At 65.9% G+C, this 25546-nt stretch carries 30 protein-coding genes and 1 pseudogene; 14 read left to right on the forward strand and 17 right to left on the reverse strand.

The window, feature by feature from the left end; all coding sequences use genetic code 11:
• From Y705_RS16820 to Y705_RS16825, 4 genes are all read left to right on the forward strand, one after another.
• Positions 1 to 810: magnesium transporter MgtE N-terminal domain-containing protein (locus Y705_RS16820; protein ID WP_155849873.1), on the forward strand; the 810-nt coding region annotated here is incomplete at its 5' end.
• Positions 803 to 1402 (forward strand): DUF1003 domain-containing protein, encoded by a 600-nt coding sequence (locus Y705_RS0102545; protein ID WP_026531718.1) that lies wholly within the window; start codon positions 803 to 805, stop codon positions 1400 to 1402. The genes Y705_RS16820 and Y705_RS0102545, both read left to right, overlap by 8 nt.
• Complete coding sequence (locus Y705_RS0102550; RefSeq protein WP_026531719.1) at positions 1399 to 2520, forward strand: Mrp/NBP35 family ATP-binding protein; 1122 nt, start codon at positions 1399 to 1401, stop codon at positions 2518 to 2520. The genes Y705_RS0102545 and Y705_RS0102550 overlap by 4 nt, the downstream gene beginning before the upstream one ends.
• A 167-nt stretch (positions 2521 to 2687) precedes the next feature.
• A complete protein-coding gene (locus Y705_RS16825) occupies positions 2688 to 4145 on the forward strand; it encodes a glutamyl-tRNA reductase (RefSeq protein WP_081737716.1) in 1458 nt (485 codons plus the stop codon).
• 44 nt (positions 4146 to 4189) lie between these two features.
• Here the strand turns inward: Y705_RS16825 and Y705_RS0102560 are convergent, their stop codons facing one another.
• From Y705_RS0102560 to sigE, 4 genes and pseudogenes are all read right to left on the reverse strand, one after another.
• Positions 4190 to 4603 (reverse strand): twin-arginine translocase TatA/TatE family subunit, encoded by a 414-nt coding sequence (locus tag Y705_RS0102560; protein WP_026531720.1) that lies wholly within the window; start codon positions 4601 to 4603, stop codon positions 4190 to 4192.
• A gap of 69 nt (positions 4604 to 4672) precedes the next feature.
• Entirely contained in the window at positions 4673 to 5332 is a 660-nt protein-coding gene (locus Y705_RS0102565) for a hypothetical protein (RefSeq protein WP_026531721.1), read from the reverse strand.
• A gap of 210 nt (positions 5333 to 5542) precedes the next feature.
• Positions 5543 to 5635 (reverse strand): annotated as a pseudogene (locus Y705_RS23530) (zf-HC2 domain-containing protein); the annotation flags it as partial.
• A gap of 6 nt (positions 5636 to 5641) precedes the next feature.
• Positions 5642 to 6232, reverse strand: a complete 591-nt coding sequence (gene sigE / locus Y705_RS0102570; RefSeq protein ID WP_026531722.1) for an RNA polymerase sigma factor SigE — start codon at positions 6230 to 6232, stop codon at positions 5642 to 5644.
• A gap of 304 nt (positions 6233 to 6536) precedes the next feature.
• On the opposite strand from sigE, the gene Y705_RS0102575 reads away from it, so the two are divergent.
• On the forward strand, positions 6537 to 7175 hold the full coding sequence (locus Y705_RS0102575; RefSeq protein ID WP_026531723.1) for an O-methyltransferase: 639 nt from the start codon (positions 6537 to 6539) through the stop codon (positions 7173 to 7175).
• 45 nt (positions 7176 to 7220) lie between these two features.
• Here the strand turns inward: Y705_RS0102575 and Y705_RS20940 are convergent, their stop codons facing one another.
• The 5 genes from Y705_RS20940 to Y705_RS0102600 all read right to left on the reverse strand — a co-directional run bounded on the left by Y705_RS20940 (position 7221) and on the right by Y705_RS0102600 (position 10616).
• Complete coding sequence (locus Y705_RS20940; protein ID WP_081737717.1) at positions 7221 to 7388, reverse strand: DUF3117 domain-containing protein; 168 nt, start codon at positions 7386 to 7388, stop codon at positions 7221 to 7223.
• Between the two features lie 235 nt (positions 7389 to 7623).
• Entirely contained in the window at positions 7624 to 8847 is a 1224-nt protein-coding gene (locus tag Y705_RS0102585; protein ID WP_253908454.1) for a hypothetical protein, read from the reverse strand.
• The gene (locus Y705_RS0102590; RefSeq protein WP_026531725.1) at positions 8844 to 9440 is read right to left on the reverse strand and encodes a DNA-3-methyladenine glycosylase I; all 597 of its coding nucleotides are present in this window, start codon (positions 9438 to 9440) and stop codon (positions 8844 to 8846) included. Before Y705_RS0102590 ends, Y705_RS0102585 begins: the two co-directional genes overlap by 4 nt.
• Positions 9437 to 9799 (reverse strand): DivIVA domain-containing protein, encoded by a 363-nt coding sequence (locus Y705_RS0102595; protein ID WP_026531726.1) that lies wholly within the window; start codon positions 9797 to 9799, stop codon positions 9437 to 9439. The genes Y705_RS0102590 and Y705_RS0102595 overlap by 4 nt, the downstream gene beginning before the upstream one ends.
• A 25-nt stretch (positions 9800 to 9824) precedes the next feature.
• On the reverse strand, positions 9825 to 10616 hold the full coding sequence (locus tag Y705_RS0102600) for an LOG family protein (protein ID WP_026531727.1): 792 nt from the start codon (positions 10614 to 10616) through the stop codon (positions 9825 to 9827).
• Positions 10617 to 10731: 115 nt separating this feature from the next.
• Between Y705_RS0102600 and Y705_RS0102605 the strand changes: the two genes are divergently transcribed.
• The 4 genes from Y705_RS0102605 (at position 10732) to Y705_RS16830 (ending at position 14052) form a co-directional block, all read left to right on the forward strand.
• On the forward strand, positions 10732 to 11508 hold the full coding sequence (locus Y705_RS0102605) for an amino acid ABC transporter ATP-binding protein (protein ID WP_049822169.1): 777 nt from the start codon (positions 10732 to 10734) through the stop codon (positions 11506 to 11508).
• A gap of 70 nt (positions 11509 to 11578) precedes the next feature.
• Positions 11579 to 12430, forward strand: coding sequence for a glutamate ABC transporter substrate-binding protein (locus tag Y705_RS0102610; RefSeq protein ID WP_026531729.1), 852 nt, complete (start codon positions 11579 to 11581; stop codon positions 12428 to 12430).
• 78 nt (positions 12431 to 12508) lie between these two features.
• Positions 12509 to 13186, forward strand: a complete 678-nt coding sequence (locus tag Y705_RS0102615) for an amino acid ABC transporter permease (protein ID WP_026531730.1) — start codon at positions 12509 to 12511, stop codon at positions 13184 to 13186.
• Positions 13183 to 14052, forward strand: coding sequence for an amino acid ABC transporter permease (locus Y705_RS16830; protein ID WP_049822170.1), 870 nt, complete (start codon positions 13183 to 13185; stop codon positions 14050 to 14052). The genes Y705_RS0102615 and Y705_RS16830 overlap by 4 nt, the downstream gene beginning before the upstream one ends.
• 9 nt (positions 14053 to 14061) lie before the next feature.
• Here the strand turns inward: Y705_RS16830 and dapE are convergent, their stop codons facing one another.
• Positions 14062 to 15159: a succinyl-diaminopimelate desuccinylase gene (gene dapE / locus Y705_RS0102625; RefSeq protein ID WP_026531731.1), complete on the reverse strand. Its 1098-nt coding sequence runs from the start codon at positions 15157 to 15159 to the stop codon at positions 14062 to 14064.
• Between the two features lie 33 nt (positions 15160 to 15192).
• On the opposite strand from dapE, the gene dapD reads away from it, so the two are divergent.
• Genes dapD through galE form a run of 3 tightly spaced genes read left to right on the forward strand, consistent with a single transcriptional unit; the run spans position 15193 to position 18116 of the window.
• Positions 15193 to 16170, forward strand: a complete 978-nt coding sequence (gene dapD, locus Y705_RS0102630) for a 2,3,4,5-tetrahydropyridine-2,6-dicarboxylate N-succinyltransferase (protein ID WP_049822175.1) — start codon at positions 15193 to 15195, stop codon at positions 16168 to 16170.
• Positions 16171 to 16224: 54 nt separating this feature from the next.
• Positions 16225 to 17079 carry a hypothetical protein gene (locus Y705_RS16835; RefSeq protein ID WP_049822171.1) on the forward strand — a complete coding sequence of 285 codons (855 nt, stop codon included), beginning with the start codon at positions 16225 to 16227 and terminating at the stop codon, positions 17077 to 17079.
• A 17-nt stretch (positions 17080 to 17096) separates the two neighbouring features.
• Positions 17097 to 18116 carry a UDP-glucose 4-epimerase GalE gene (galE, locus tag Y705_RS0102640; RefSeq protein WP_026531733.1) on the forward strand — a complete coding sequence of 340 codons (1020 nt, stop codon included), beginning with the start codon at positions 17097 to 17099 and terminating at the stop codon, positions 18114 to 18116.
• 101 nt (positions 18117 to 18217) lie between these two features.
• On the opposite strand, the gene Y705_RS0102645 is transcribed toward galE, so the two are convergent.
• The 4 genes from Y705_RS0102645 to fdxA all read right to left on the reverse strand — a co-directional run bounded on the left by Y705_RS0102645 (position 18218) and on the right by fdxA (position 21411).
• Positions 18218 to 18397 carry a PspC domain-containing protein gene (locus Y705_RS0102645; RefSeq protein ID WP_026531734.1) on the reverse strand — a complete coding sequence of 60 codons (180 nt, stop codon included), beginning with the start codon at positions 18395 to 18397 and terminating at the stop codon, positions 18218 to 18220.
• A gap of 90 nt (positions 18398 to 18487) precedes the next feature.
• Positions 18488 to 19771 (reverse strand): citrate synthase, encoded by a 1284-nt coding sequence (locus tag Y705_RS0102650; protein WP_049822172.1) that lies wholly within the window; start codon positions 19769 to 19771, stop codon positions 18488 to 18490.
• 156 nt (positions 19772 to 19927) lie between these two features.
• On the reverse strand, positions 19928 to 21088 hold the full coding sequence (dapC, locus tag Y705_RS0102655) for a succinyldiaminopimelate transaminase (RefSeq protein ID WP_275450793.1): 1161 nt from the start codon (positions 21086 to 21088) through the stop codon (positions 19928 to 19930).
• Entirely contained in the window at positions 21085 to 21411 is a 327-nt protein-coding gene (fdxA, locus tag Y705_RS22615; protein WP_026531737.1) for a ferredoxin, read from the reverse strand. The genes dapC and fdxA overlap by 4 nt, the downstream gene beginning before the upstream one ends.
• A gap of 155 nt (positions 21412 to 21566) precedes the next feature.
• On the opposite strand from fdxA, the gene Y705_RS0102665 reads away from it, so the two are divergent.
• A complete protein-coding gene (locus tag Y705_RS0102665) occupies positions 21567 to 21779 on the forward strand; it encodes a putative acetyltransferase (RefSeq protein ID WP_026531738.1) in 213 nt (70 codons plus the stop codon).
• Positions 21780 to 21847: 68 nt separating this feature from the next.
• The gene (locus Y705_RS0102670; RefSeq protein ID WP_026531739.1) at positions 21848 to 22342 is read left to right on the forward strand and encodes a helix-turn-helix domain-containing protein; all 495 of its coding nucleotides are present in this window, start codon (positions 21848 to 21850) and stop codon (positions 22340 to 22342) included.
• Here the strand turns inward: Y705_RS0102670 and Y705_RS0102675 are convergent.
• The 3 genes from Y705_RS0102675 to Y705_RS22620 form a co-directional block, all read right to left on the reverse strand.
• A complete protein-coding gene (locus tag Y705_RS0102675; protein ID WP_026531740.1) occupies positions 22339 to 22728 on the reverse strand; it encodes a hypothetical protein in 390 nt (129 codons plus the stop codon). The genes Y705_RS0102670 and Y705_RS0102675 overlap by 4 nt on opposite strands.
• 164 nt (positions 22729 to 22892) lie before the next feature.
• The gene (typA, locus tag Y705_RS0102680; RefSeq protein ID WP_026531741.1) at positions 22893 to 24809 is read right to left on the reverse strand and encodes a translational GTPase TypA; all 1917 of its coding nucleotides are present in this window, start codon (positions 24807 to 24809) and stop codon (positions 22893 to 22895) included.
• A gap of 224 nt (positions 24810 to 25033) precedes the next feature.
• On the reverse strand, positions 25034 to 25546 hold a 513-nt coding region (locus tag Y705_RS22620), incomplete at its 5' end, for an ATP-binding cassette domain-containing protein (RefSeq protein ID WP_155849874.1).

Genomic DNA, 25546 nt, shown 5'->3' on the forward strand with positions numbered 1-25546 from the left:
GCCCTCCACGGTGAGATGGATGAGCCGCAGGGCGCCAGCCAGTTCGTGGCGCAGCATGAGGACCTCAAAGCAGCCGATTTCGCCGACGCCCTCCACGAGATGAATGACAAACGCCGCATCGAGGTGGCCGGGGAACTGCAGGATGACCGCCTGGCTGACGTGCTGCAGGAACTGCCCGACGACGACCAGGTCCAGATCCTCTCCTCCCTCTCGCGGGAGCGTGCGGCTGATGTCCTCGAGGAAATGGACCCCGATGACGCCGCCGACCTCCTCAACGAATTGCCCGAGGAACAAAAGGAGGAGCTCCTGCAGCTGATGGAGCCCGACGACGCCGAGGACGTCCGCCGCCTGCTCGAGTATGAGGAGGATACCGCCGGCTCACTGATGACAACGGTTCCCGTCATCCTTCCCCCCGAGGCGACCGTTGCCGAAGCGTTGGCGCATGTCCGGCGGGAGGAGCTGACACCAGCCCTTGCCTCGTCGATCTTCGTCTGCCGCCCACCACTTGAGACCCCCACGGGGAAGTACCTGGGCGTAGTCCACATTCAGCAGCTGCTGAGATATCCTCCTCCCGAGCCCCTGGGAAATATCATCGATACGGATCTCGAGGCAGTGGGCGACCAGGCGAACGTGAGCGAGGTGTCCCGAATCCTCGCCACCTACAACCTGAACTCGCTGCCGGTCGTGAACACCGAGGGCCGCCTGGTGGGGGCGGTCACTGTCGACGACGTCCTTGACCACCTGCTCCCGGACGACTGGCGGGCACAGGACGACACACGGGGACTGAAGCGAGGTGACCGCCGTGGTTGAGAAGATCAGGTCGAATTCAAGTGGACTCGATACGCCGCGTGAGGCGCGCAACCGCATCCTCCCGCGCCTGCGACCGAACCCGGACCGCTTCGGCAGCGGCACGGAGAACATCGCCCGTTTCATGGGTACCCCGCAGTTCCTCTTCTACATGACGGTCTTCGTCGTGGTCTGGCTGACGTGGAACACCATCGCTCCGGACAGCCTGCGGTTCGATAGTGCGGCGCTTGGATTCACCGCACTGACCCTCATGCTGTCCCTGCAGGCCTCCTATGCTGCTCCCCTGCTGCTGCTCGCGCAGAACCGGCAGGACGACCGTGATCGCGTCTCCACGCGGGAGGATCGCCAACGGGCCGAACGGAACCTCTCCGACACCGAGTACCTGACCCGTGAAATCGCCGACCTTCGCATTGCCCTCCGCGAGGTCGCCACGCGCGACTACGTGCGGTCCGAACTTCGTTCACTCCTCGAGGAGCTCCTCGAGGCGTCCGACAACCCGGAACCGACCCTGGCGAAAAAGCCTCGAAAAAAGACAACGGATACCCCTGCTTCCCAGTCCCGGACACAGCAGGGCGGAAGGAACTCTCCTCAGTGATCGCTGAGCAATCCGTCTCCGCCGCGCTGGCCTCGGTGATCGACCCCGAGCTTCGACGACCCATCACCGAGCTGGGGATGGTGGACGCCATCACCGTCGAACCCGGCGGCGTCGTCCAGGTCCGCGTGCTCCTCACCATCCAGGGATGTCCCCTGCGGGAGACCATCACCGCCGACGTCGAGCGTGCGGTCGGCGCGCTCGACGGCGTGAGTGCCGTGCAGGTGCAGCTCGGCGTCATGAACCAGGAGCAGCGGGACGCGCTGAAGGAACTGCTGCGCGGCTCTGCAGGGCAGCGCAGCAACCCCTTCAACGCGGAAGATTCGCTCACGCGCGTGTATGCGGTCGCCAGCGGCAAGGGTGGTGTCGGCAAATCGAGTGTCACGGTCAACCTGGCGACCGCCATGGCAGCCGAGGGACTGCGCGTGGGCATTGTCGACGCCGACGTGTACGGCTTTTCGGTACCCGCCCTGATGGGCATCACCCAGGCTCCAACGCGGGTGGACGAGATGATCCTTCCTCCCGTCGCCCACGGCGTGAAAGTCATTTCGATCGGGATGTTCGTCAAGACCAATCAACCCGTCGCCTGGCGGGGCCCGATGCTTCACCGTGCCCTCGAGCAGTTCCTGACGGACGTGTACTTCGGCGATCTTGACGCGCTGTTCCTCGATCTCCCGCCCGGCACCGGGGATATCGCGATTTCCGTGGCCCAGCTCCTTCCTCGTTCCGAACTGCTGGTGGTGACCACTCCGCAGAGCGCAGCCGCCGACGTCGCCGAACGCGCCGGGGCCATGGCGGCGCAGACGGGCCAGCGGGTGGCAGGCGTTGTCGAGAACATGTCATGGCTGGAACTGCCCGACGGCGAACGGCTCGAGTTGTTCGGTGCGGGCGGTGGCCGGACGCTGGCCGAGCGCCTGACGCACACCCTGGGCGCTTCCATCCCCCTCCTGGGAAGCGTTCCGATGGACGTTGCGCTGCGCAAGGGGGGCGACACCGGACTCCCCCTTGTCCTCAGCGACTCCCAATCCCCTGCCGCTGAGGAGCTGCGCTCCATCGCGCGCTCGCTCGCCCGGCGGCCGCGGGGCCTGGACGGCAAGAAGCTGCCTGTCTCGCTGCGGTAGCACCTCGATTCCGGAGCAACCTGTCGTTCGGGGTTCCGAACCAGTACCTGCAGCATGACCCGGCTCAAGGATTCCCAAAGGTGCCTGTAGAACTCTTGTCCGTAGACGCAGCCGTTGCGTCCGGACATTGACGCCAGGCCCACTGGGGGGAACCTAAGTTGTCTCAAATGCTGCGTTCGGCGGAACCCGACACCTACCAGTCCGAAGAGGGCCCGGTGCTTCTGGTGCTCGTCGCGAAATACCGGGAGCTGGACCTCGAATCCGCGGCCCGGCTCTCCAACATTTCCTCGAAGATAGGCCGGCATCTCACCGCGAGCAGTTCCGCTGTAACAGGATCGGTGGTCCTGTCCACGTGCAACCGCTTCGAGATCTACTGTGAAACCGGACCTGCCCAGGACATCGACGCTGCCTGCGCCGCCGTCAGGGAAGCGGTCAGCCACTGTTCCGGTCTATCTCGGATCCAGCTGACCACACTCTTCGAGCTTATCGACGGGCCATCGGTGGCGGAGCACCTCTTCACCGCAGCAACGGGCCTTCAATCGATCGTCGCGGGTGAGCGGGAGATCGCGGGGCAGGTCCGCCGGGCTCTCTCAGATGCACAACGTGCGGGGACGGCCGGCGGGCGCCTGATCCGCCTGTTCGAGGGCGCCTCCCGTGCTGCGAAGGAAGTGGGAACGTGCACGACGCTCAGCGCTACCGGCAGGTCGATAGCCGATGTAGCTCTCGATCTGGCCACCAGTGGCTGGGACTTTCCGTCCGTAGCGGGCCGATCAGTCATTCTCTTCGGCACGGGGGCCTACGCCGGGTGCGTCCTGGACATCCTCAGGAGCAGGGGATGTTCGGAGGTCCTGGTTTTCTCGCGGTCGGGCCGGGCGCAGGCGTTCGTCGCTGCCAGGCAAGGAACCGCACTTGCTCCGGACGACCTGCCGGCGGCTGCCGCCCGGGCGGACCTCCTCATCGGCTGCAGCGGCACGGGGGCCCGCATCAGCGCATCAGAACTCATGCCGGTCGACCCGAAAGAGCACCGACCCCTCACCGTCATCGATCTCGTGCCCAGCCGTGATTTCGACTCCTCCGTCGCGGAACTGCCCGGCATCGACCTCATCACCCTGGAGTCGGTCCGCCGCGCCGCTCCGAAAGCGGACGCAGACACACTGCACCACGCCCAAACCCTCGTGCGGCGGGCAGCGCAGCGTTTCGCGGAACAAGAACGGACCCGCATCGTCGACACCGCCATCGTCGCCCTGCGCCAGCACATCCACCAGGTTCTCGACACCGAGATGGATCGAGTTACGCAGAAGCAGGGCTGTTCGGCCTCGACGGAGGAAGTGAATGCCGCGCTGCGAAGGATTGTCCGGCAGCTGCTCCATGTCCCGACCGTCCGCGCCAGACAACTGGCGGTTGCGGGACGCCAGGACGAATACGTCGCGGCCCTGGAAACGCTTTTCGGAATCCGCGTTGGTTCCGGTAGCGATCAGGAAAGCGGTCACGAAGGACACCCCGATCTGGAATCGGTCGTAACACGGGGATGCGGTCCGGTACGGGGGGCGTGCAACCGCGCTGGCACGAATGCATCCGGTGTGTGCCCGAAACTGTGTAACGCCCCGGTCCCGCTATCGTGGTGAGGCACGCACGGGCAATTTCCAGGTAGTACTCAGGCCGAGTTGCGCTAGGTCGCCTCGACGTCGTAGGGAGCCGGCTGCCCCGCGGCGAGCCGTGCGGACACGGCAGCTGCCGGGGACAACGAAAGGGCATGGGCCGCGCCGGGCCGGGGGGTGGGCGTCCCGGTGGTCGGAGCTCCGTCGCTCACCGGCTTGAAGACATCCTCCACGTCGTCGAGAAGCGCCTCCTTGATGATTCGTCGGGGGTCATACTGGCGCGGATCCAGCTTCCGCCAGTCCACTTCATCAAGCTCCGGTCCTACTTCCTCGCGGAGCTGTTCCCGCGCGCCGGAGGCCATCCGGCGGAGTCCCTTCACCAGCCGGGCGAGCTGGGACGCGTACTCCGGAAGGCGCTCGGGCCCCAGGATGAAAACCGCGAGGATCGCCAGGACTACGAACTCGATACCGTTGATTCCCACCACGGGAACAGCCTACCTTTCACCCAGGCGCCCGGCCATTTCCCGGGGGAGCCAGGACGCCCCCGCGATTTCCTACTGCGCTCGACCCGGGTCCGCCAGAACGCCCAATCCCCGGAGGATTCGAGTCATCATCGAGTTGTCAGGGCCTTGGGGCGGAGGCGCCAACTGTGCATGCTCCGTTGCCACCAGCTGATTCAGAGCCTGCGGCATCGCCGCTGCGGCCATGCTCGAGACAACCGTGTAGGTCACGGACGGTGAATGCAGCACCACTTGCCATGGCTCCCCCGGACGGACCCACATGTCCCGCTCGGTTCCACCGATGTGCTCGAAACCGTCCACGGTCACCGAATTGCCGGTCACCGCGTTGACCGGCGGCGTACCCGCATCCCGTGCAGAGTTCAGGCGGCGTTGTTCATAGACAGTGATGGTGTCAGTGCCGTTGTCCAACACGAGTTCCAGCGTGGGGCGCCCACCCACCGTAATTCCCTCAGCACTCCTCAGCGCGAATCCCATTGCTTCAAGTTCGGGGCAGTACCAGCCGTCCTCCCTGAGCCGATCCAGCTCTCCGGCGTCAAGGACAGCGGGAGTCTCCGGCGCAACGGACTCCCAGCCGGCTCGGAGGGCGCTCGCCGCATCTGCCCCCGCCACAGGCGTCGAGCCATCCTCGGCCCCCACCACGTAGGCACCCGCGAGGATCGCAGCGGCAGCGGCCGCAGCTCCGCCGACTGCCATCAATGGAATCCGGCGGGCCGAGGGTAGTGCCCTCTGCGTCCCGATGCGTAGCCCCGTGGCCGGCGCCCCGGCGGCTGATGGCACGCTGGAGGAACCGCTCATCCTGCCGAGAATGCGGCCGGATAGGTCCTCGGGGGGCTCCGGGACATCAGTTCGGGCAAGAACGAAACGAAGCCGTCGGTGGTCGTCGATCGACGCCGCACAGTGGGAGCAGCGCAGCAGGTGTTCGGCGACAGCGGCCCGCTTTCGCGGTTCGAGTTCCTCGTCAGCAAAGTCCTGCAGGAATCTCCTGGGATGACGCATCGCGGCCTAGCCCACACCTGCCACTCGCGGCATCGAGAGGGCCGGTCCGTTGCTGCTGGGCTTCCGTGGATCCCGGTGGGCGAGCTTTTCCCGCAGCATGGTCCTGCCGCGGTGGATCCGCGACCTCACCGTGCCGAGTTTGACGTCCAGCACCCGCGCCACCTCGTCATAGGCGAGACCCTCAAGATCACACAGGACAACGGCGGCCCTGAAATCCGGGGGAAGCTCTTCCAACGCTGATTGGACATCGATGTCCAGGTTGTTGAACTCGAAGCTCCGCTCGGGGCCGGGATGTTTACTGGGAAGGCGGCTCTCGGCTTCGTCGGTAAGGCCGTCGAAGCGGATGCGGGTCTTCCTGCGCGCCTGGTCCAGGAAGAGGTTCGTGGTGATGCGGTGCAGCCAGCCGTCCAGCGTGCCGGGCCTGAAGTTCGCCAGTGACCGGAAGACACGGACGAAGACTTCCTGCGTGAGGTCCTCGGCGTCGTACTTGTTGCCCGTCAGCCGGTACGCGAGCCGGTACACCTTCGGTGAATAATCGACCACCACTTCTTCCCACGATGGCGCCACCCACGGGGTCTCCTCGCCGCTGCCGGGCATTTCCGGATCGGGTGCCGGGACCGTCGTTGCTGCCGTGTTCACGGTAGACATCATCTTCCCCTCTCGCCAGGATTCCTGGGCTGCCATGGCCGTCGAACCGCCTGCGACCAACAACTTGTGGTTATCAAGGATTCGTGGCCGCCTTCGACACGGATGTCCCGAAGCAAAATTGTTTCGCAGGAAGCTGTGAGGTAGCTGGAAAAATTCGGGGCACCCGCCCACCCAGTAGTCTTATCAGCGGGCTTGTGCCCGACATATCAGATCTTGCCAGCATTTCCACCAGGACATCGACAGAATGGACGCCATGGCCGCCGACAAACTAAGCAGCTGGTCCTACACCGAAGGCCTGCCGGCTGAGGATGAAGTACTCCTCCGGGCCCGGGACAGGTCCCACGAACTGGGAGTCACCCCGGTTTCGCAGGGCGTCGGCGCTGCCCTGACCGTCCTCGCCGCGGGCTCGAAGGCGCAGACGGCCGTTGAGGTCGGTGCAGGAGCAGGAGTCTCCGGCGTGTGTCTCCTCCGGGGGCTGGGGCCGCAGTCGGTGCTCACCACGATCGATTCCGACGTCGACCACCTCCGCACAGCCCGCGAGGCCTACGCGGAGGCTGGTGTGCCGAGCAACCGCACCCGCACGATCTCCGGGCACGCCGCGGACGTTCTCCCCCGGTTGACCGACGCCGCGTATGACCTTGTCTTCATCGACGCCGACAAGCCCGGACTTCCCCTCTACGTAGACCAGGCTGTCCGTCTGCTCAAGCCGGGCGGGATGCTGATCGTCAACGACGCACTCGACGAGGACCGTGTTTCCGACCCCGCAGTCCGTGAGTCCTCGACAAACGTCCTCCGTCAGGTGGGACGGGCAGTACGGGACAACGATCAACTGCTTTCGACGGTGCTGCCGACCGGAACGGGCCTGCTCCTCGCAGTGAAACGACGGTCCTGACCGGCCGCCCGGGTCACGGCGCGACCGGCCGGGCAATCCGTCCGGTCAGCCCGTCACGGTCAGGAGACAGTCCTTCAGTTTTCCTGCCTCTTCGGCATTCAGTTCCACCACAAGCCGGCCTCCGCCGTCGATCGGAACCCGCATGATCAGGCTGCGGCCCTCTTTGGTGACTTCCATCGGCCCATCGCCGGTTCGCGGTTTCATGGCAGCCATAAGGAGTGTCCCTTTCAACAATGCGTGTCCGGTATCCGGCAACGCGACGGTAAGCGGTGCACCTGACACGGAGAAGAACTGTCCGTCTCCGCGGTGCGCGTCATCAGGAAACATTATTCAGCACAATCTGCCGCCGGACTAATTCCCGTGGGGCGTGGGTCACACCGAAAGCGCCGCCGGGTCAGGCGCCAGGTGGCCTTGCGGCACAGCCATCCATTGCCGGGCGGGGCTGAGCCTAGGGCGGGTAGTCCCCCTCAGGGGTGCTCGGCGACCAGGTCCACAGCCACGCGACCCACACCACCTGCAGGAGCACCGAGACGGCGGCCAGAGCCCATCGGTACCGTGGGTTCCGGGAGATGAGGACTGCGGAAAGCGCCAGGGGAAACAACGGAAGCAGAATGCGGAAGGTGCTGGTCTGCGGATTCCAGAAAGCGGCAAGGTAGAGCAGGTAGGCCGCACACCAGAACTGCATCGCAGTGCCCAGTCGCCGGACGGCAGCGGTCCGCAGCAGGAGCACGCATCCAACGGCCAGTACGGCCACCGCCCCGGCTCCCAGCACCGGCCCGAAATAAGACGACGCCACGGCCAGCCAGGGCGTAAAGGGCGAGAGCTCGTCCTCGCGCCACGCCGTCTCGGTTTCGACGTACGCCGAGAATTGACCGGTGGACAGCCATGCGGCAATGGGCCAGGCGAGCGCGCCGATCCCAGTACTCGCAGTCAGTACCGCCAGCCGGATGGTGTCCGGTTTGCGCGCCGCATCCCAGAGCCGCCCCGGCCCACTCCCGTGTTCCCGCATGAGCTCGGAGACGAGCATCCCTGCGAGAAGGACGGCAAAGGGAACTCCCGCCGGACGGGCGAAGCACATGGTCAGCACCACTGGTACCGCGGTGAGGTAGCGCCTTCTTGCGACGAGATAGAGCGACGACGCGAGCAGGAGAAGATGAAGGGACTCGGCGTAGGGGATCTGGAGGATCGGCGAGACCGGCAGGACCGCGACAAGCCCCACACCCCAGAGCGCGTCCCGGTGGCGGGTCCGAAGCCGAAAGAGCCGGTAGACCACGAGCGCGGCCGCGAACCCCGAGGCGACGGCGACGAACGGCGCTGCCGCTCCCCATCCGATCCCCGTGATCTGGTCGATCAGCCGCACCAGCCCGGGGAAGAGCGGATAGAAGGCCCACTGGTTGGGCACCACCACCCCGTCCGCGTTCCGGGGAAGCACCTCCGGGTAGCCGTTGTCGAAAACCTGCTGGTACCACCCGCTGTCCCAGTAATTGATGAAGGCGCCATAGCCGGGGGCGGCCCCTCCCCACGGGCTCGGGCCCTGCGCTCCCGCCGCCCAGACCAGGATTCCCAGAGAGATCGCGCGGGCCAGGGCGAAGATGGACAGCACCTGGACCGCCCAGTGCCAGCGGACCGGCCTGAGGCGGCTGATCGACCGGCTGCCGCTCACGGACGTCACCGGCCCGGATCCTGCAGTTCGTCAGTCCGCACCCAGCAATCCGCCACATGATCGTTCACGAATCCGGTGGCCTGCATCATGGCGTAGGCCGTGGTGGGCCCCACGAATCGGAAGCCGCGCGCACGGAGTTCCCTGGCCAGCGCGGTGCTCTCGGGCGTGATTGCCGGCACGGCAGCCATGCTGGCCGGTGCGGAATCGTCACCCTTCCGGTGGGCAGCGAGGATGCCGGCGAGGGTGACGCCGTCGGGCAGCTCCAGCAATGCCCGCGCATTCGCGATCGTGGCGACGATCTTGGCACGGTTCCGGACGATCCCGGCGTCGGCCAGAAGCCTCGCGACGTCGTCGTTCCCGAACTGCGCCACCACCGCGGGATCGAACCCGGCGAACGCCGTTCGAAAGGACTCCCGCTTACGCAGGATGGTGATCCAGCTCAGTCCGGACTGGAAGGCCTCAAGGCTGAGCCGCTCGAACAGTGCGGACTCCCCCACCACCGTCCGGCCCCACTCGAGGTCATGGTAGAGCTCATAGTCACTACTCGCTACGGCCCACGCGCACTTTCGACGTCCGTCCGACCCGCGCACGGCTCCGCTCACGGACGGGAATCCTCGGGTTCGCCGACACCCGTTCTCAACTGCTCGATGACGGCATCGCGCTCCGCGAGGGCGGCCGCCAGCCGGTCAAGGACCTGGTCCACCTGGTCCATCCGGTAGCCGCGCAGTCCGAGGCTGAACACCACACGGTCGACGTCGGCGGACGTCGGCCGGGCAGGCAGGAGGACAGGAGGCAGCGACGCCACCGGTTCCACCAGCCCCATTTCCGGGAGCCGCGCACCGCTGTCCCCGTCGACGGCGTCGGACCGTCCGGTCCACCGGGAGAACGGTTGGTAACCGGAGGCCAGTACGGCGGTCGATCCCAGCAGTGCCACGGCCACGAAGACAAGGAAGAGGGTCACTGGGTAATCGTGCCAGAGTGCCGGCTCACCGCGCTGCTGCCCCTCCCGTGTCCGCAACCACGAAGCGCACTGCATCCTCCGCGCTGTCGACGAGGTGGACTAGGTCGATGTCGGCCTGCGACACCGTCCCTTCCACCAGGAGCGTGTTCCGGACCCAGTCGAGCAGCGGCGTCCAGTAGGCCACCCCGACCAGGACGATCGGGAAGGAGGTGACCTTCTTGGTCTGCACGAGTGTCATGGCCTCGAACAGTTCATCCAGCGTTCCGAATCCGCCGGGCAGCACCACGAACCCCCGCGCGTACTTCACGAACATGGTCTTCCTCGCGAAGAAGTACCGGAAATTGATGCCGAGATCGACCCACTCGTTCATTCCCTGTTCGAACGGCAACTCGATTCCGAGGCCCACCGACATTCCGCCGGCCTGGCATGCCCCCTTGTTGGCGGCCTCCATGGCGCCCGGGCCTCCCCCGGTGATGACCGCATAACCGGCCCCCACGAGCCGCCGCCCCACTTCCTCTCCGATGGCGTAGAACGGCGAGTCCCGTGAGGTGCGGGCCGAACCGAAAACGCTGATTGCGGGTCCCAGCTCGGAGAGGGTTCCGAATCCCTCGACGAATTCGCTCTGGATGCGGAGCACCCGCCACGGATCGGTCTTGGTGAAGGGCGCCGAGTCATCGGCGTCGAGCAGGTAACTGTCCGACTGGGGAACCGACGCCTGGCTCCGCCGCAACTCGACCTGCCCGCGCCGTCGGGGCTCGTCGGCCCGGCCGGTCGGGCCTGCGTTCTGGTCGTCGTTCGAGCTATGAATGTGAGGCATCTCCCAAGGCTATGCGATTCCGATTCGGTCCCCGGCTTGATTGCTCTTGAATCACGATTACCCGCTTTGGGCGCGGGTGGATTGCCAAAGGGCGATAGTTCGCTAGATTCTATCCATGACAAGTGAAGCGCAACCGTCTACATCCGTGCCTTCAGGGGAACCGCTGGTCTCGCTGAAGCACGTGAACAAGCACTTCGGTGACCTCCACGTCCTGCAGGACATCAACCTCGAGGTGGCCCGCGGAGAAGTGGTTGTGGTGATCGGGCCTTCAGGCTCAGGAAAATCAACGCTGTGCCGCGCGATCAATCGGCTCGAAACGATCGACGACGGCGAAATCCGGGTCGACGGCAAGGCGCTCCCCGCCGAGGGCAAGGCTCTGGCAAAACTGCGGGCCGACGTCGGCATGGTGTTCCAGTCCTTCAACCTGTTCGCGCACAAGTCGATTCTTGAGAACGTGACCCTCGGACCGGTGAAGGTCAAGGGCATGAAGAGCGGCGAGGCCAAGGACCTGGCGCTGTCCCTCCTGAAACGGGTGGGCGTCGACAACCAGGCACAGAAGCTGCCCGCCCAGCTTTCGGGCGGCCAGCAGCAGCGCGTCGCCATCGCCAGGGCCCTCGCCATGCAGCCGAAGGTCATGCTGTTCGACGAACCGACGTCGGCGCTCGACCCTGAGATGATCAACGAGGTCCTCGACGCCATGGTGTCGCTTGCGAAGGAAGGGATGACGATGATCGTGGTCACCCACGAGATGGGGTTCGCCCGGAAAGCCGCCGACCGGGTGATCTTCATGGCCGACGGACAGATCGTCGAGCAGGCTACGCCGGAGGAGTTCTTCACGAATCCCCAGAGCGACCGGGCGAAGGATTTCCTGGGAAAAATCCTCGCCCACTGATTCACCCCGCAGGACCAGAAACTTTCAACATCCGTCCAGGCCTTCAGGGCCACAACGCAAGGAGAAATCAATGCGCAAGACCCGTTACGCTGCGGCAGCCATCGCTGCTGCGGCAGCACTCACCCTGTCCGCCTGTGGCGGAGGCGACAGCGGAGGCGAAACAACCGGCGGCGGCGAAACCGAAGCCGCCGGGGAGACCGTCCGCATCGGCATCAAGTTCGACCAGCCAGGCCTCGGCTTCGACGAGGGAGGCTCCTACTCGGGCTTCGACGTCGACGTCGCCAAGTACGTGGCCAACGAACTCGGCTACGCCGAGGACCAGATCGAGTTCGTCGAGGCACCCTCGGCCAACCGTGAGAACCTGCTGAGCAACGGCCAGGTGGACATGATCTTCGCGACCTACTCCATCACCGACGCACGCAAGGAAACCGTTGCTTTCGCGGGCCCCTACTTCGTTGCCGGCCAGGACCTCCTGGTCCGCGCCGATGACGATTCCATCAGCGGCCCGGAAGACCTCGAGGGCAAGAACCTCTGCTCCGTCACCGGCTCCACCTCGGCGCAGAAGATCAAGGACAACTACCCCGGCGTCAACCTCGTGGAGCAGCCCGGCTACGCGGAGTGCGTGAGCCTGATGGCCGGCGGCGGAATCGATGCCGCCACCACCGATGACATCATCCTCGCCGGGCTTGCCGCGCAGGAATCCAATGCAGGACAGTTCAAGGTGGTCGGTGCACCGTTCTCCGAGGAGAAGTACGGCGTGGGCCTCCCCCAGGACAACACCACCTGCGAGGCCATCAACGAAGCGATCACCAAGATGATCGAGGAAGGCGCGTGGGAGGAAGCGATCACAGCAAACACCGAGGGCGCTGACTACACGTACAACGACGAGCTGAACCCACCGACGCCGGACGACTGCGCGTAACACCTACCTCTGTCGGTGGGGTGGTCCTTCCGGGGCCACCCCACCGACGCATGTTCAAAACTCGAGAAGAGGTGGACCGTGGAGAACTATCTCACGCTGTTCGAAACCTACGACGTGCCCGCTGCTTTCTGGGCCAACATCCAACTGACCTTCTGGGCAGCCATCTGGGCGACGCTGCTCGGCACCCTCCTGGCCCTGTTCCGGATCTCCCCCATCGCCAGCCTGCAGTTCGTCGGTGCAGCGTATGTGAACATCTTCCGCAATACGCCGCTCACCATCATCATCGCCTTCGGGGTTCTCGGCCTGTTCGGCCAGCTCCAGGTCTCCCTCACCGATGACTTCAACCTCAATTTCTTCCGGCTCGCCATCCTCGGCCTTTCGCTCTACCACGCCGCATTCGTCTGCGAGGCGATCCGGAGTGGTGTGAATACCGTGCCGCTAGGCCAGGCGGAAGCGGCGCGTGCCATCGGCCTGAGTTTCCTGCCGGCAGCCCGGCTCATCATCCTGCCCCAGGCGTTCCGGGGAGCCATCGCCCCGCTGGGCAACGTCCTCATCGCCCTCATCAAGAACTCCACGGTGGCCGCAGCCGGCTCGGTCGCCATCGAAGCGTCAAGCCTGATGAAGACGATGATCGAATTCCGTGGAGACCTCGTCATCCCGATCTTCCTCACCTTCGCCCTCGGATTCGTGATCATCGTGATCCCCGTCGGCCTTCTTACCACCTGGGCTTCCAGGAAATTGGCGGTGGCTCGATGAGCGTGCAGCAGGTCCTCTTCGACGCTCCCGGGCCCAAGGCCCGGCGCAACATCCTCCTCGGCAACATCCTCGGGGTCGCCCTGATCGTGGCCCTCGTGGCCTACGTGGTCTTTCTCCTGGGCGGGAAGGGCCAACTGGCCGCAGAGAAATGGACACCGTTCCTCGAAGGCCGTACCTGGGAGTTCTTCATCCTCCCCGGGCTGCTGAATACGCTCAAGGCCGCAGCCATCGCGGTGGTGACCTCGATCCTCTTCGGCTTGATCTTCGGTATGAGCCGGTTGTCGCACTTCCTGCCGCTCCGGGCGGTGGCTGGCGTCATCGTCGAATTCCTGCGGGCGATTCCCGTGCTGCTCATGATGATCTTCCTCTGGCTCGGCTTCGGCCGGGTCGACGCCATCGACGACCCGGCGTTCGTCGCCGTCGTCGTGGCGTTGACGCTCTACAACGGATCCGTCATCGCCGAACTCATCCGCTCGGGCGTGCAGGGCCTCCCCAAGGGCCAGCGCGAAGCGGGCATGGCGATCGGCATGACGCCGCTCCAGTCGCTGCGGAGCATCGAGGTCCCACAGGCCCTGATCGCGATGCTCCCCGCACTGGTCAGCCAGTTCGTCGTCATTTTGAAGGACTCGGCGCTGGGCTACATCATCGGCTACTCGGAGCTGCTGCAGAACGCCCGGCGGCTCGGGGTCGGGGAAGGCAACCTCCTTCAGGCACTGCTCATCTCCGCGCTGATCTTCATCGTCATCAACTTCGCCCTCTCCTCGGTTGCCTCGCGGCTTTCCACGCTGCTGACCTTCCGGACCAAGGGCAAAGCGAAAACTACGAAGCAGGACGGCGTCGTCGCGATGGACGCGGCGAGTACCTGAGCTAGGGCCTCATCGGGAGGAAAGCCACGTCCGAAGGGCGCGCAGGCACTCCCGGATCGCCTCGGCGTGCACGTGTTCGTCATCGGTGTGCGCCAGGAGGGCATCACCTGGCCCGAAGTTGACGGCCGGAATACCCAGGGCGCTGAACCTCGCCACATCGGTCCAGCCGTACTTGGGCTTAGGCTCGGCGCCCACTGCGGCGACGAAGTCGGCGGCCGCCGGGTGCTGCAGCCCCGGGCGGGCGCCGGCAGCGGCGTCGGTGCGCTCGACGTCGAACCCTTCGAGAAGCTCCCGAACGTACTGCTCGGCCTGGTCGGGCGTCTTGTCCGGCGCAAAGCGGTAATTGACCTCGATGACCGTGGCGTCGGGGATCACGTTTCCCGCGGTCCCGCCGGCGATCTTCACGGCGTTGAGGCTCTCGCGGTAGTCCAGTCCGTCCACCGTCACCGTGGCCGGGGAGTGATCGCGGAGCCGCACGAGCACCTCGGCCGCCGCGTGGATGGCGTTCTCACCCATCCACGCCCGCGCGGAATGCGCGGCCCGGCCCGCGGTGGTGACAGAGAAGCGCGCGGTGCCGTTGCATCCGCCCTCGACGGTGCCGTCGGTCGGTTCAAGCAGGACGGCGAAGTCCGCCTCCAGCCAGGAGGGGTAGGCCTCCGCCAGCCGGCCGAGGCCGCTCAGCGACGCTTCGACCTCCTCGTGGTCGTAGAAGATGAAGGTGATGTCCCTTGCGGGGTCGGTCAGGGCAGCAGCGAGGGCGAGCTGCACTGCCACCCCGCCCTTCATATCGGTGGCCCCCCGTCCGTACAGCACACCGCCGTCCCAGGCAGCGGGGACGGTCCCCCTCGCGCCCGGTGCCGAGGGAAGGGGAACAGTGTCCAGATGCCCGGCGAGGATGACCCGCTCATTCCGTCCGAGGGTGGTGCGCGCCATCACCGAGTCCCCATTCCGGACGACCTCGAGGTGGTCCAGCGCCAGCAGCGCGGCCTCCACGCTGTCTGCGAGGGCACGCTCATTGCCGGATACGCTCTCGAGGTCGATCAGCCGGGCGGTCAGCAGCGCCACATCCGAGGTGAGGTCGAGGGCAGGGGGGGGCAGCTCAGTCATGGTCCAACATTATCCCTCGGTAGACTGGTGGCCATGACCCAGATCGCATCCACTTCCTCCCGCACTGCCCGAAGTCCGAGAACGGCCAGCGGCCTGGGCCTCGCCACCCTCGACGACGACGGCAACGTCCTCGACGTCTGGTATCCCGCTCCCCGCCTCGGCACAGCGGATGCGTCGGCCGATGCCGGACTGCGCGGAAACCTGGAACGTCTAGCTGCTGCAGGCCCGGATCCACTGAGGCGGACCACGCACACGGTCGTGGAGACGACGTCGGACCTCGACGCCGCGCCGGTCGATGCCGCCGATGCCTATCTCCGGCTCCACCTGCTGTCCTCCCGACTCGCGGCGCCCAACAGCATCAACCTCGACGGCGTATTCGGGCTGCTGGCCAACGTGGTGTGGACGAACCACGGACCGTGTGCAGTCAAGGCCTTCGATGAGGTGCGTCTGGCGCTCCGTGCCCGCGGTCCGGTCACCGTTCTCGCGGTGGACAAATTCCCGCGGATGGTGGACTACGTGCTGCCGGCCGGTGTGCGGATCGCCGACGCCGACCGCGTCCGGCTCGGCGCCCATCTCGCCGAAGGAACCACCGTGATGCATGAGGGCTTCGTGAACTTCAATGCCGGAACCCTCGGCCACTCCATGGTGGAGGGCCGGATCTCGGCAGGCGTCGTGGTGGGCGACGGGTCCGACATCGGTGGAGGCGCCTCGATCATGGGCACTCTTTCGGGCGGTGGGAAGGAGACGATCACCATCGGTGAACGGTGCCTCCTCGGCGCCGAGGCCGGGGTGGGGATCTCCCTCGGCGATGACTGCGTAGTGGAGGCCGGGCTCTACATCACTGCAGGGACGAAGCTCACCCTGCAGGACGGCACCGTGGTCAAGGCGTCCGAGTTCTCCGGCGAATCAGGCGTGCTCTACCTGCGGAACTCCTCCACCGGAGTGGTCGAAGCCCGCCCGCGCCGGGGCAACGGCATTGCGCTCAACCCCGCACTGCACGCGAACCAGTAGCGCGTGGCAGCTCCCTACCGTTCCGGTGGTGCCGCCGTGCGACGACGACGCCGGATGCGCGCCGCCGTCGTGCTGGTGGTACTCCTCAGCCTGGTGGCGGGTGCCGTCTACCTTGCGGTCACCCGGGTGAATGACACCCAGGTGCTGGTCCGCGAGCGGTGCTCGGCGACCGTCGGGGCAGACAGCTACGACCTCCGGCCGTCGCAGGCGCGAAACGCCGCGCTGATCGCTGGAGTGGCAGTGGCCCGCGGCCTACCCGCCCGGGCGGCGTCCATCGCGATCGCTACGGCCATCCAGGAGTCCGGGCTCGAGAATATCGCCTACGGGGACGACGCCGGCCCTGACTCCCGCGGCCTGTTCCAGCAGCGGCCGTCGCAGGGCTGGGGCACCGAGGAACAGATTCTGGACCCGGTGTATGCCACCAACGCGTTCTATGACGCCCTGGTGCGGGTTCCGGACTATAAGAGTCTTCCCATCACCGAGGCGGCACAGACCGTGCAGCGCAGTGCTTTCCCTGACGCCTACGCGGATCATGAGGCGGAGGGCCGGGCCTTCGCCTCCGCCCTGACCGGTGAGTCCGCGGCATCCCTTACCTGCGTGCTGCGGGACGCGGAGCAGGCGGGAAGCGCGGAAGCCGTGGCAACCGAGCTCGGCAGCTTGTTCGGGCCGAATGGGACCGTTGACGGGAGTTCACTCACCCGTGAGGTGGGAGGTGCACAGGGCTGGGCCGAGGCGCACTGGGCGGTTGCCAACGCCGACGCACTCTCCATCGACTCGGTGGCCTTTTCCGATCTGCAGTGGACGCGTGGCCAGGGCGAATGGCTGCCGGCGGAGACCGGGACCGGGCTCACCATCTCGGTCGCAGCGGCGCCGTCGGCCTCGGCTGCCGTCGGGTTCAGCCATGGATGACAACTAGACTGGGAAGCATGAAAATTCTCGTTACCGGCGGCAGCGGGTACATCGGCTCACACACCTCGCTGGCACTGCTGGAAGCCGGGCACGACGTCGTCGTGGTCGACAACCTCACGAATTCCACGAAGACGTCACTGGATCGTGTCCAGGAACTCGCGGGCCGCCGCCTGGCCTTCCACCAGGTCGACCTTCTCGACGAAAAGGGGATGAGCGCGGTCTTCGAGCAGGAGCAGGTGGACGCCGTGATCCACTTCGCGGGGTTGAAGGCCGTCGGCGAGTCGGTCGACAAACCGCTGTACTACTACCACAACAATGTGGGCGGCACGATCAGCCTGCTGCGGGTGATGGACGCCCACGAGGTCCGGACGATGGTCTTCAGCTCCTCCGCCACCGTGTACGGCGCTTCCGAGGAAGTGCCCCTCATCGAGAAGATGCCCCTGGACGCCGTCAATCCGTACGGCCGCACCAAGGAACAGATCGAGGACATCCTTTCGGATGTGGGAGCTGCCGACCCACGTTGGAACGTCGCCCTGTTGAGATACTTCAATCCCGTGGGAGCGCACCCCTCGGGCAGGATCGGCGAGGACCCCACAGGAACGCCGAACAACCTCCTGCCGTTCGTCGCGCAGGTCGCCGTGGGCCGCCGCGAGAAGGTGATGGTCTTCGGGAACGACTACCCCACACCCGACGGGACCGGCATCCGCGACTATATCCATGTGGTGGATCTCGCCGCGGGCCACCTCGCCGCGCTCGAGTACCTCGCCCGGCACGGCGGCGTGCACCGCTGGAACCTGGGAACCGGAGACGGCTCGTCGGTACTCGAGGTCCTCGCCGCGTTCTCGGCCGCGGCCGGTCACGACGTCCCCTATGAGTTCGCGCCGCGCCGCCCGGGCGATGCAGCGGTCAGCTACGCGGATCCGTCATCAGCGCTCGCAGACCTCGGATGGTCGGCCACCCGCACGCTGGACGAGATGTGCGAGGACCACTGGCGCTGGCAGAAGGACAATCCTCAGGGGTACGCTTCGGGCGCCTAGCCGGGCGGGGGCCTTGCACGCCCGCAAACGACGGGCGTGCTCGTTGAAACCAGTGCGCCCGTCGTTTTTTGGTGCGTCAGTCGCTCCACCGCACTCTTCGGTCAGGCCTTCGGAATGGTGATCCACAGGACGATGTAGACCAGTTCTCCGATCCCGACCAGGCCGAAGATCACGAATCCGAGGCGAACGAGTGTTTTCGAAATGCCGAAGCGGGTAGCGAGGGCGGCGCAGACGCCACCGATGAGCTTGCCGTTCCGGGGGCGCACCAATGTAGAAGCCATACCCGAAACCTATCACTGGACGCGGCTCAGTGCCCGGGAGTTTTTCCCCGTGAACCATGGCAGGGGCCTAGGACGTCCCCGCGTCGCTGATCAGCGCGCGGGGTAGTTGCGCTCCGGCTCTCCCGTGTAGAGCTGGCGGGGGCGCCCGATCTTCGTCTGCGGATCCTGCATCATCTCGCGCCACTGGGCAATCCACCCCGGGAGGCGCCCGATCGCGAAGAGCACCGTGAACATCTTCTCCGGGAAGCCCATCGCCTTATAGATGAGGCCGGTGTAGAAGTCCACGTTCGGGTACAGCTTGCGCTCGATGAAGTAGTCGTCGGCAAGCGCCTTCTCTTCGATCCGCATGGCGATATCCAGCAGCTCGTCATTCCCGCCGAGCTTACTCAGGATGTCGTGCGCGGTGGCCTTGACGATCTTCGCCCGAGGGTCGTAGTTCTTGTAGACGCGGTGTCCGAAGCCCATGAGCTTCACACCGTCTTCCTTGTTCTTGACCTTCTCCATGAAGTCCTCGGGCTGCATGCCCTTGGCCTTGATGTCCCGCAGCATGTTGAGCACCGCCTCGTTCGCACCGCCGTGGAGCGGGCCGAAGAGCGCGTTGATGCCCGCGGAGACCGAGGCGAACATGTTGGCGTTCGAGCTTCCCACGAGGCGGACGGTCGACGTCGAGCAGTTCTGCTCGTGGTCCGCGTGGAGAATCAACAGCAGGTCGAGTGCCTTGACCATCATCGGGTCGAGGTCGTAGGGCTCGGCCGGCAATCCGAAGGAGAGGCGCAGGAAGTTCTCCACCAGATTCATCGAGTTGTCCGGGTAGAGCATCGGCTGGCCGATGGACTTCTTGTGCGCGTACGCCGCGATGACCGGAAGCTTCGCCATCAGGCGGAACGTGGAGAGCTCCACCTGCTCGTCGTCGAACGGGTCAAGCGAGTCCTGGTAGAACGTGGAGAGCGCCGAGACCGCCGAGGACAACACCGGCATGGGGTGGGCGTCGCGCGGAAAGCCGCCGAAGAAGCCCTTGAGTTCCTCGTGCAGCAGCGTGTGGCGCCGGATCCGGCCGTCGAACGCCGAAAGCTCCTCGGGAGTGGGCAGGTTCCCGTAGATCAGCAGGTAGGAGACCTCGAGGAAGCTCGAGTTCTGCGCCAGCTGCTCGATGGGGTAACCGCGGTAGCGCAGGATCCCGGCGTCGCCGTCGATGTAGGTGATGGCCGACGTCGTCGCCGCGGTGTTCATGAAGCCGGGGTCGAAAGTGACGTTCCCCGTCTGCTTCAGCAGTTTCGAAACGTCGTAGCCGTTGTTGCCTTCGACTGCCGGCACTGTCGGGAGGTTCAGTTCGCCACCGTTGTAGTGCAGCGAGGCACTGTTCTGCTCAGTCATCGACTCTCCTTCAGGAGCTGGAGTGAAATTCTCGCAACGCTTGCCCGACTGCATCCGCAGGTTGGCATATTCACCTGAAACGCTACCGGTAGCAGCGCTCCGATCACTAATCGGACCCGGGTCGTCGTGCCATCGCGGCAGCGGCAGCGCTGCTGCTCACCTGGCGAGCCTCGCGACGGCGGCGTCGATACGCTCGTCAGTGCCGGTGAGCGCCACCCGCACGAAACCGTTGCCCGCGTCCCCGTAGAAGGTGCCCGGCCCCACCACGATGCCCTTCCCGGCGAACCTGTCGACGGTGTCCCAGGTCGCACTGCCGTCTGAAGCCCACAGATACAGGCCCGCATCGGAGCCGTGGATGGTCATGCCGAAGGATCGGAGCGCGGGCATCAACCGTTCGCGTCGGCTCCGGTACAGGTCCTTCTGCCGCTGGACGTGCCCGTCATCGCCGAGCGCTACCCGCATGGCCTCCTGAACGGGAAACGGCACGATCATGCCGGCGTGCTTCCGCGAGTTCACGAGATTCGCGAGGATCGCCCCGTCGCCGGCCACGAAGGCAGCCCGGTAACCGGCGACATTCGACTGCTTGCTCAGGGAGTAGATGGCCAGCAGGAGGTCGGTACTGCTGCCGGCGACGCGCGGATCGAGCACGCTCGGCACTGCAACCCCGCCGCGCTCCGGATCCCAGCTCCCCCAGCCCAGCTCGGCATAGCATTCGTCCGAGCCCACCACGGCCCCGAGGCTGCGTGCCTCATCGACGACAGCCTTCATCGCCCCGGCATCGAGCACCTCACCCGTGGGATTCGACGGGCTGTTGAGCCACACCAGGCGGACCCTCTGCCGCACGTCCGGTGCGAGTTCCGCCAGGGAATCAGCGGCGACGGGGGTGGCCCCGGCGAGCAGGGCGCCGACGTCGTAGGTGGGATATGCCACACGGGGACGGACGACGACGTCCCCCTCCCCCAGCCCGAGGAGGGTCGGCAGCCAGGCGACGAGCTCCTTCGAGCCGACAGTGGGGAGGATGTCTTCGGGATCGAGCCCCGGAACACCTCGACGGCGCGCGAACCAGGCACTGATCGCTTCCCGCAAAGCCTGGGTCCCGTGGGTCGTTGGATAGCCGGGAGCGTCCGACGCCGCTGAGAGCGCCTCACGAACGACGCCCGGCGTCGGGTCGACCGGCGTGCCGATCGAGAGGTTCACCGCTCCGTCCAGGTGCTGCGCGGCCTTCTCGACGTAGGGCCGCATCGCGTCCCAGGGGTAGTCGGGCAGGCGGAGGCCGAAGCTGCGTGTCTCGGGGGGCTGCGCCGGTTCCGCTGTCACGCGGGCTGGTTCTGGGGAGGAAGCACGGCGATGATCGGGTGGTCCTTGCCCGTGTTCCCGAGCTTGGCCGCGCCGCCGGGCGATCCGAGGTCGTCGAAGAACTCGACGTTCGCCTTGTAGTACTCCGCCCACTGGTCCGGGGTGTCGTCCTCGTAGTAGATGGCTTCCACCGGGCAGACGGGCTCGCACGCGCCGCAGTCGACGCACTCGTCCGGGTGGATGTATAGCGATCGCTCGCCCTCGTAGATGCAGTCGACGGGGCATTCCTCAATGCAGGCCTTGTCCTTGACATCCACGCAGGGCTGCGCGATTACGTAGGTCACGTGCCACGCCTTTCCTCGAAACTGGTGTGCTGGGGTGAGCACCTTGGTCCTTTCCCCAGCTTAACGCAACCGGACCGACGAACCGCATCCCCGTGCGCCGCAAGCCCCCATCGAGGATCCGGCCGACCGCTAGCATTGCCGGTATGGAACCGGCCGTGGCACTGCTCCGCTCCCTGCCCCCCGGCACCCGGGTGGTGGTGCGGCATCGCCTCGACGAGGGATTCACTGATTCCCTCGGAGACCTTCTTGCCGTCGACGATCACGCATGCACTGTTCGTACCCGGCGGGGGGACGACGTGGTCCGCCTGTCGGCAGTCACCGCGGCGAAAACCGTGCCGCCTCCCCCGCCGCGCCGCCCCCGGCGTTGACGGGTCTCCCATCGGCTTACCGATTGGCTAATATCAATCGGTCGGGCCTTTTCGCGTATGATTCAGGCATGGAAAACGACGACGAGTTCCAGGCGCGGGGAAGGGCACTCAGCTCCCCCCTCCGGCTCCGGATCCTCCGCTTGTGCCTTCACAAGGGCAGGACCAACAAGGAAATCGCCGAGGCACTGGAACTGAACCCCGCGACGGCGCTCCACCATGTGCGCACCCTGCTTTCGACCGGCTACCTGCGTGCTGAGGAGCCACGGACGGGCAACCGCGGTGCGAAGGAGATCCCCTACCGCGCCACGGGTTTGTCCTGGCGCACCAGCATGCCGAACGCGGCACCCGTGCTGGTCGAGACATTCCTCCAGGAGATCGAGGGCCTCCGACCGTCCGAGATCGATGTCTGGCGGCTCGGGGTCCGGCTCAACGAGGAGAACAGGACAAAAATGATGGGCCGCGTGCGCGAGATCTTCGAGGAGTACGCGTCGGGCGGTGCCGATGAGGACGGCACTGCGACGTCGATTCTGCTGGCGCACCACCTGGACCGGAGCGCGGACTAATCCCTCGTCCCGGCCGCTGACGCGGACCTCCGGAGCACGACGGCGCACAGCGCCACACCGAGAACGCTCACCAGCGCGAGCCCGAAAAGCCAGAGGTTTCCCGCGACCGCAATCGGAAGCGCCGGGCCCCCGCTCGTTCCGGTGAGGATCAGGGTTTCCGACGAGCTGGAGAGGGCCGCCACGACGACGTAGGCGGTTCCTCCGCACAGAGCGGCGGCGACGATGTTCCGGGCCCAAAGCCCGCACCATACCGAAACCGCCCCGGCCAGGAGCAGCGCCGCTGCGGCGCCGACCGGCAGCGCGGCATCGCCGACGTAGCCGATATGCCCGTGCAGTGCTGTGCCGAGGAGCGCCGACATCAGGCCGCCGAACACTGCCGCCCCCATCCCTTCCCATCGCGACACCGCCTGCGACACCCGGGGACGTCCCAGGGACGGCCTTCGGGAGCGCCGCGACGGACTGCGCGGGCTGGACGCTTCCCGCGTCAACGGCCGACGCCGGCCCTCCACTGAGACTGGGGGACCGGCGTCGTTCAGTTGCATTGCGGTGTTCAGGCCCGCGCGCGTGAACGTGAAGCGCGCATGCGCTCATTGGCGTCAAGGATCACCTTGCGGATCCGGATGGACTCCGGTGTCACCTCGACACACTCGTCTTCCCGCGCGAACTCGAGGGATTCCTCGAGCGTCAGGTTCCGGGGAGGCGTGAGGTTCTCGAAGGTGTCGGAGGACGCCGCACGCATGTTGGTGAGCTTCTTCTCCTTCGTGATGTTCACGTCCATGTCATCGGCACGTGAGTTCTCCCCGACGATCATGCCCTCGTACACCTCGGAGGTCGCCTGGACGAAGAACGAGCCGCGTTCCTGCAGGTTGATCATCGCGAACGGGGTGACCACACCGGAGCGGTCGGCGATCATGGAGCCGTTGGTGCGGTACTCGATGTCGCCTGCCCACGGCTCGTAGCCCTCGGAGATGGAGGCTGCGATTCCCGCACCGCGTGTGTCGGTGAGGAACCGGGTGCGGAAACCGATGAGGCCGCGTGCGGGAACGATGAATTCCATGCGTACCCAGCCGGTTCCGTGGTTGGCCATGTTGGTCATGCGGCCCTTGCGTGCGGCCATGAGCTGGGTGACTCCGCCGAGGTACTCCTCGGGGACGTCGATGGTCATGTGCTCCATGGGCTCATGGATCTTGCCGTCGACGGTCTTGGTGACCACCTGGGGCTTGCCGACGGTGAGCTCGAACCCTTCACGGCGCATCTGCTCGACCAGGATGGCGAGGGCGAGCTCGCCGCGGCCCTGGACCTCCCAGGCGTCGGGACGCGCCGTCGGCAGGACGCGCAGGGAGACGTTGCCGACGAGCTCCTTGTCCAGGCGGTCCTTCACCTGGCGTGCCGTCACCTTGGCGCCCTTGACCCGGCCGGCCAAGGGCGAGGTGTTGATACCGATCGTCACCGAGATGGCGGGATCATCGACGGTGATCAGTGGAAGCGGCTGGGGGTTGTCGACGTCGGTCAGGGTCTCACCGATGGTGATGCCCTCGATACCGGCGACGGCGACGATCTCGCCCGGGCCTGCGGAGTCGGTGGGAACACGGTCCAGTGCCTTGGTGGCAAGGAGTTCGGTGATCTTCACCGTCTTCAGTTCACCATTCTGGCGTGCCCAGGCAACGGTCTGGCCCTTGCGGAGCGTTCCGTTGAAGATGCGGAGCAGCGCGAGGCGGCCGAGGAACGGCGACGCGTCGAGGTTGGTCACGTGTGCCTGGAGGACACCGTTGGGGTTGTAACGGGGAGCGGGGATGTGCTCGATGATGGTCTGGAACAGCGGCTCCAGGTTGTCGTTCGAGGGGATGGTCCCATCGGCGGGCTGCTCGAGCGACGCGGCTCCTGCACGGGCAGCAGCGTAGACCACCGGGACGTTGAGGATCGAGTCGAGGTCCAGATCCGGCACCTCGTCCGCGAGGTCGGAGGCCAACCCGAGGAGCAGGTCCATCGACTCGCTGACAACCTCTTCGATGCGTGAGTCGGGGCGGTCGGTCTTGTTGACCAGGAGGATGACGGGAAGCTTGGCGGCAAGTGCCTTGCGCAGCACGAACCGGGTCTGCGGAAGCGGTCCCTCGGAGGCATCCACGAGGAGGACGACGCCGTCGACCATGGAGAGCCCGCGCTCCACCTCGCCGCCGAAGTCGGCGTGGCCGGGGGTGTCGATCACGTTGATCGTGATGGTCTCACCCTTGGCGGAAGGGCCGTCGTAGAACACCGTGGTGTTCTTGGCGAGGATGGTGATGCCCTTTTCGCGCTCGAGGTCACCGGAGTCCATGACCCGGTCCGCCACGTCGCCGTGGGCAGCGAATGAGTTGGTCTGCTTGAGCATGGCGTCGACCAGCGTGGTTTTTCCGTGGTCAACGTGAGCCACGATGGCTACATTGCGGAGATCGCTGCGGACAGCGGTGTTGCCTGTGGTTTCAGACATGCGTAAGGACTCAATTCAGTATCTTCTGCGGGGAAATGACGGCGGCTACAATGCACACCCGGTACCAGTCTAAGCGCTACGCAAAAACTGACCTAATGCACCCTCGGACGCCGACGACGGCGGCGCAACGGCTTGCGCACCGAAAAACGACAACCGCATCGGATGTTTCCGGTGCGGTTGTCGTTTTCTACCGCGGCGAAGCTCCGCAGCCTTGACTGAAACCTTCAGGCGACTCTCGGGGGAAGAACCAGTCCGGACCCGGGAATCGCCTCGAGCAATGCCTGGGTATACGCGGTGCGCGGGTTGTCGAACACCTCGTCGGTGGTGCCCTGCTCCACGAGCCTGCCCTTCTCCATGACGCACACGGAATCGGCGATCTGCCGGACCACCGCGAGGTCGTGGGTGATGAAGAGGTAGCTCAGGCCGAGCTCCGACTGCAGGTCGGCCAGCAGGTTGAGGATCTGGGCCTGCACCAGCACGTCGAGTGCCGACACGGCCTCGTCGCAGATCACCACCTCGGGGTCGAGGGCGAGCGCCCGCGCAATAGCCACGCGCTGGCGCTGGCCGCCGGAGAGCTCGTTCGGGAAGCGCTGCATCATGCTCGAGGGCAGCGCCACCTGCTCGAGGAGTGCGCGCACCTTCTTCTCCCGGCTCTTGGCGTTGCCGACCCCGTGGACCCGCAGCGGTTCCTCGATGGTCCGGTAGATGTTGTACATCGGGTCCAGCGAGCCGTACGG

The organism is Arthrobacter sp. H41, from assembly GCF_000520535.1.
Lineage (GTDB): Bacteria > Actinomycetota > Actinomycetes > Actinomycetales > Micrococcaceae > Arthrobacter_D.

What these genes read in the sequence shown, in the direction of transcription:
- Y705_RS16830 (WP_049822170.1), top strand. Translation starts at nt 13,183, where the DNA reads ATGAGCGTGCAGCAGGTCCTCTTCGACGCTCCCGGGCCCAAGGCCCGG.
- dapD (WP_049822175.1), top strand. Translation starts at nt 15,193, where the DNA reads ATGACCCAGATCGCATCCACTTCCTCCCGCACTGCCCGAAGTCCGAGA.
- sigE (WP_026531722.1), bottom strand. Translation starts at nt 6,232, where the DNA reads ATGCCCGGCAGCGGCGAGGAGACCCCGTGGGTGGCGCCATCGTGGGAA.
- Y705_RS0102600 (WP_026531727.1), bottom strand. Translation starts at nt 10,616, where the DNA reads ATGCCTCACATTCATAGCTCGAACGACGACCAGAACGCAGGCCCGACC.
- galE (WP_026531733.1), top strand. Translation starts at nt 17,097, where the DNA reads ATGAAAATTCTCGTTACCGGCGGCAGCGGGTACATCGGCTCACACACC.
- Y705_RS0102605 (WP_049822169.1), top strand. Translation starts at nt 10,732, where the DNA reads ATGACAAGTGAAGCGCAACCGTCTACATCCGTGCCTTCAGGGGAACCG.
- Y705_RS16835 (WP_049822171.1), top strand. Translation starts at nt 16,225, where the DNA reads ATGCGCGCCGCCGTCGTGCTGGTGGTACTCCTCAGCCTGGTGGCGGGT.
- Y705_RS0102670 (WP_026531739.1), top strand. Translation starts at nt 21,848, where the DNA reads ATGGAAAACGACGACGAGTTCCAGGCGCGGGGAAGGGCACTCAGCTCC.
- Y705_RS0102575 (WP_026531723.1), top strand. Translation starts at nt 6,537, where the DNA reads ATGGCCGCCGACAAACTAAGCAGCTGGTCCTACACCGAAGGCCTGCCG.
- dapE (WP_026531731.1), bottom strand. Translation starts at nt 15,159, where the DNA reads ATGACTGAGCTGCCCCCCCCTGCCCTCGACCTCACCTCGGATGTGGCG.
- typA (WP_026531741.1), bottom strand. Translation starts at nt 24,809, where the DNA reads ATGTCTGAAACCACAGGCAACACCGCTGTCCGCAGCGATCTCCGCAAT.
- Y705_RS20940 (WP_081737717.1), bottom strand. Translation starts at nt 7,388, where the DNA reads ATGGCTGCCATGAAACCGCGAACCGGCGATGGGCCGATGGAAGTCACC.
- Y705_RS16825 (WP_081737716.1), top strand. Translation starts at nt 2,688, where the DNA reads ATGCTGCGTTCGGCGGAACCCGACACCTACCAGTCCGAAGAGGGCCCG.
- Y705_RS0102675 (WP_026531740.1), bottom strand. Translation starts at nt 22,728, where the DNA reads ATGGGGGCGGCAGTGTTCGGCGGCCTGATGTCGGCGCTCCTCGGCACA.
- Y705_RS0102650 (WP_049822172.1), bottom strand. Translation starts at nt 19,771, where the DNA reads ATGACTGAGCAGAACAGTGCCTCGCTGCACTACAACGGTGGCGAACTG.
- Y705_RS0102610 (WP_026531729.1), top strand. Translation starts at nt 11,579, where the DNA reads ATGCGCAAGACCCGTTACGCTGCGGCAGCCATCGCTGCTGCGGCAGCA.
- Y705_RS0102645 (WP_026531734.1), bottom strand. Translation starts at nt 18,397, where the DNA reads ATGGCTTCTACATTGGTGCGCCCCCGGAACGGCAAGCTCATCGGTGGC.
- Y705_RS0102565 (WP_026531721.1), bottom strand. Translation starts at nt 5,332, where the DNA reads ATGGCAGTCGGCGGAGCTGCGGCCGCTGCCGCTGCGATCCTCGCGGGT.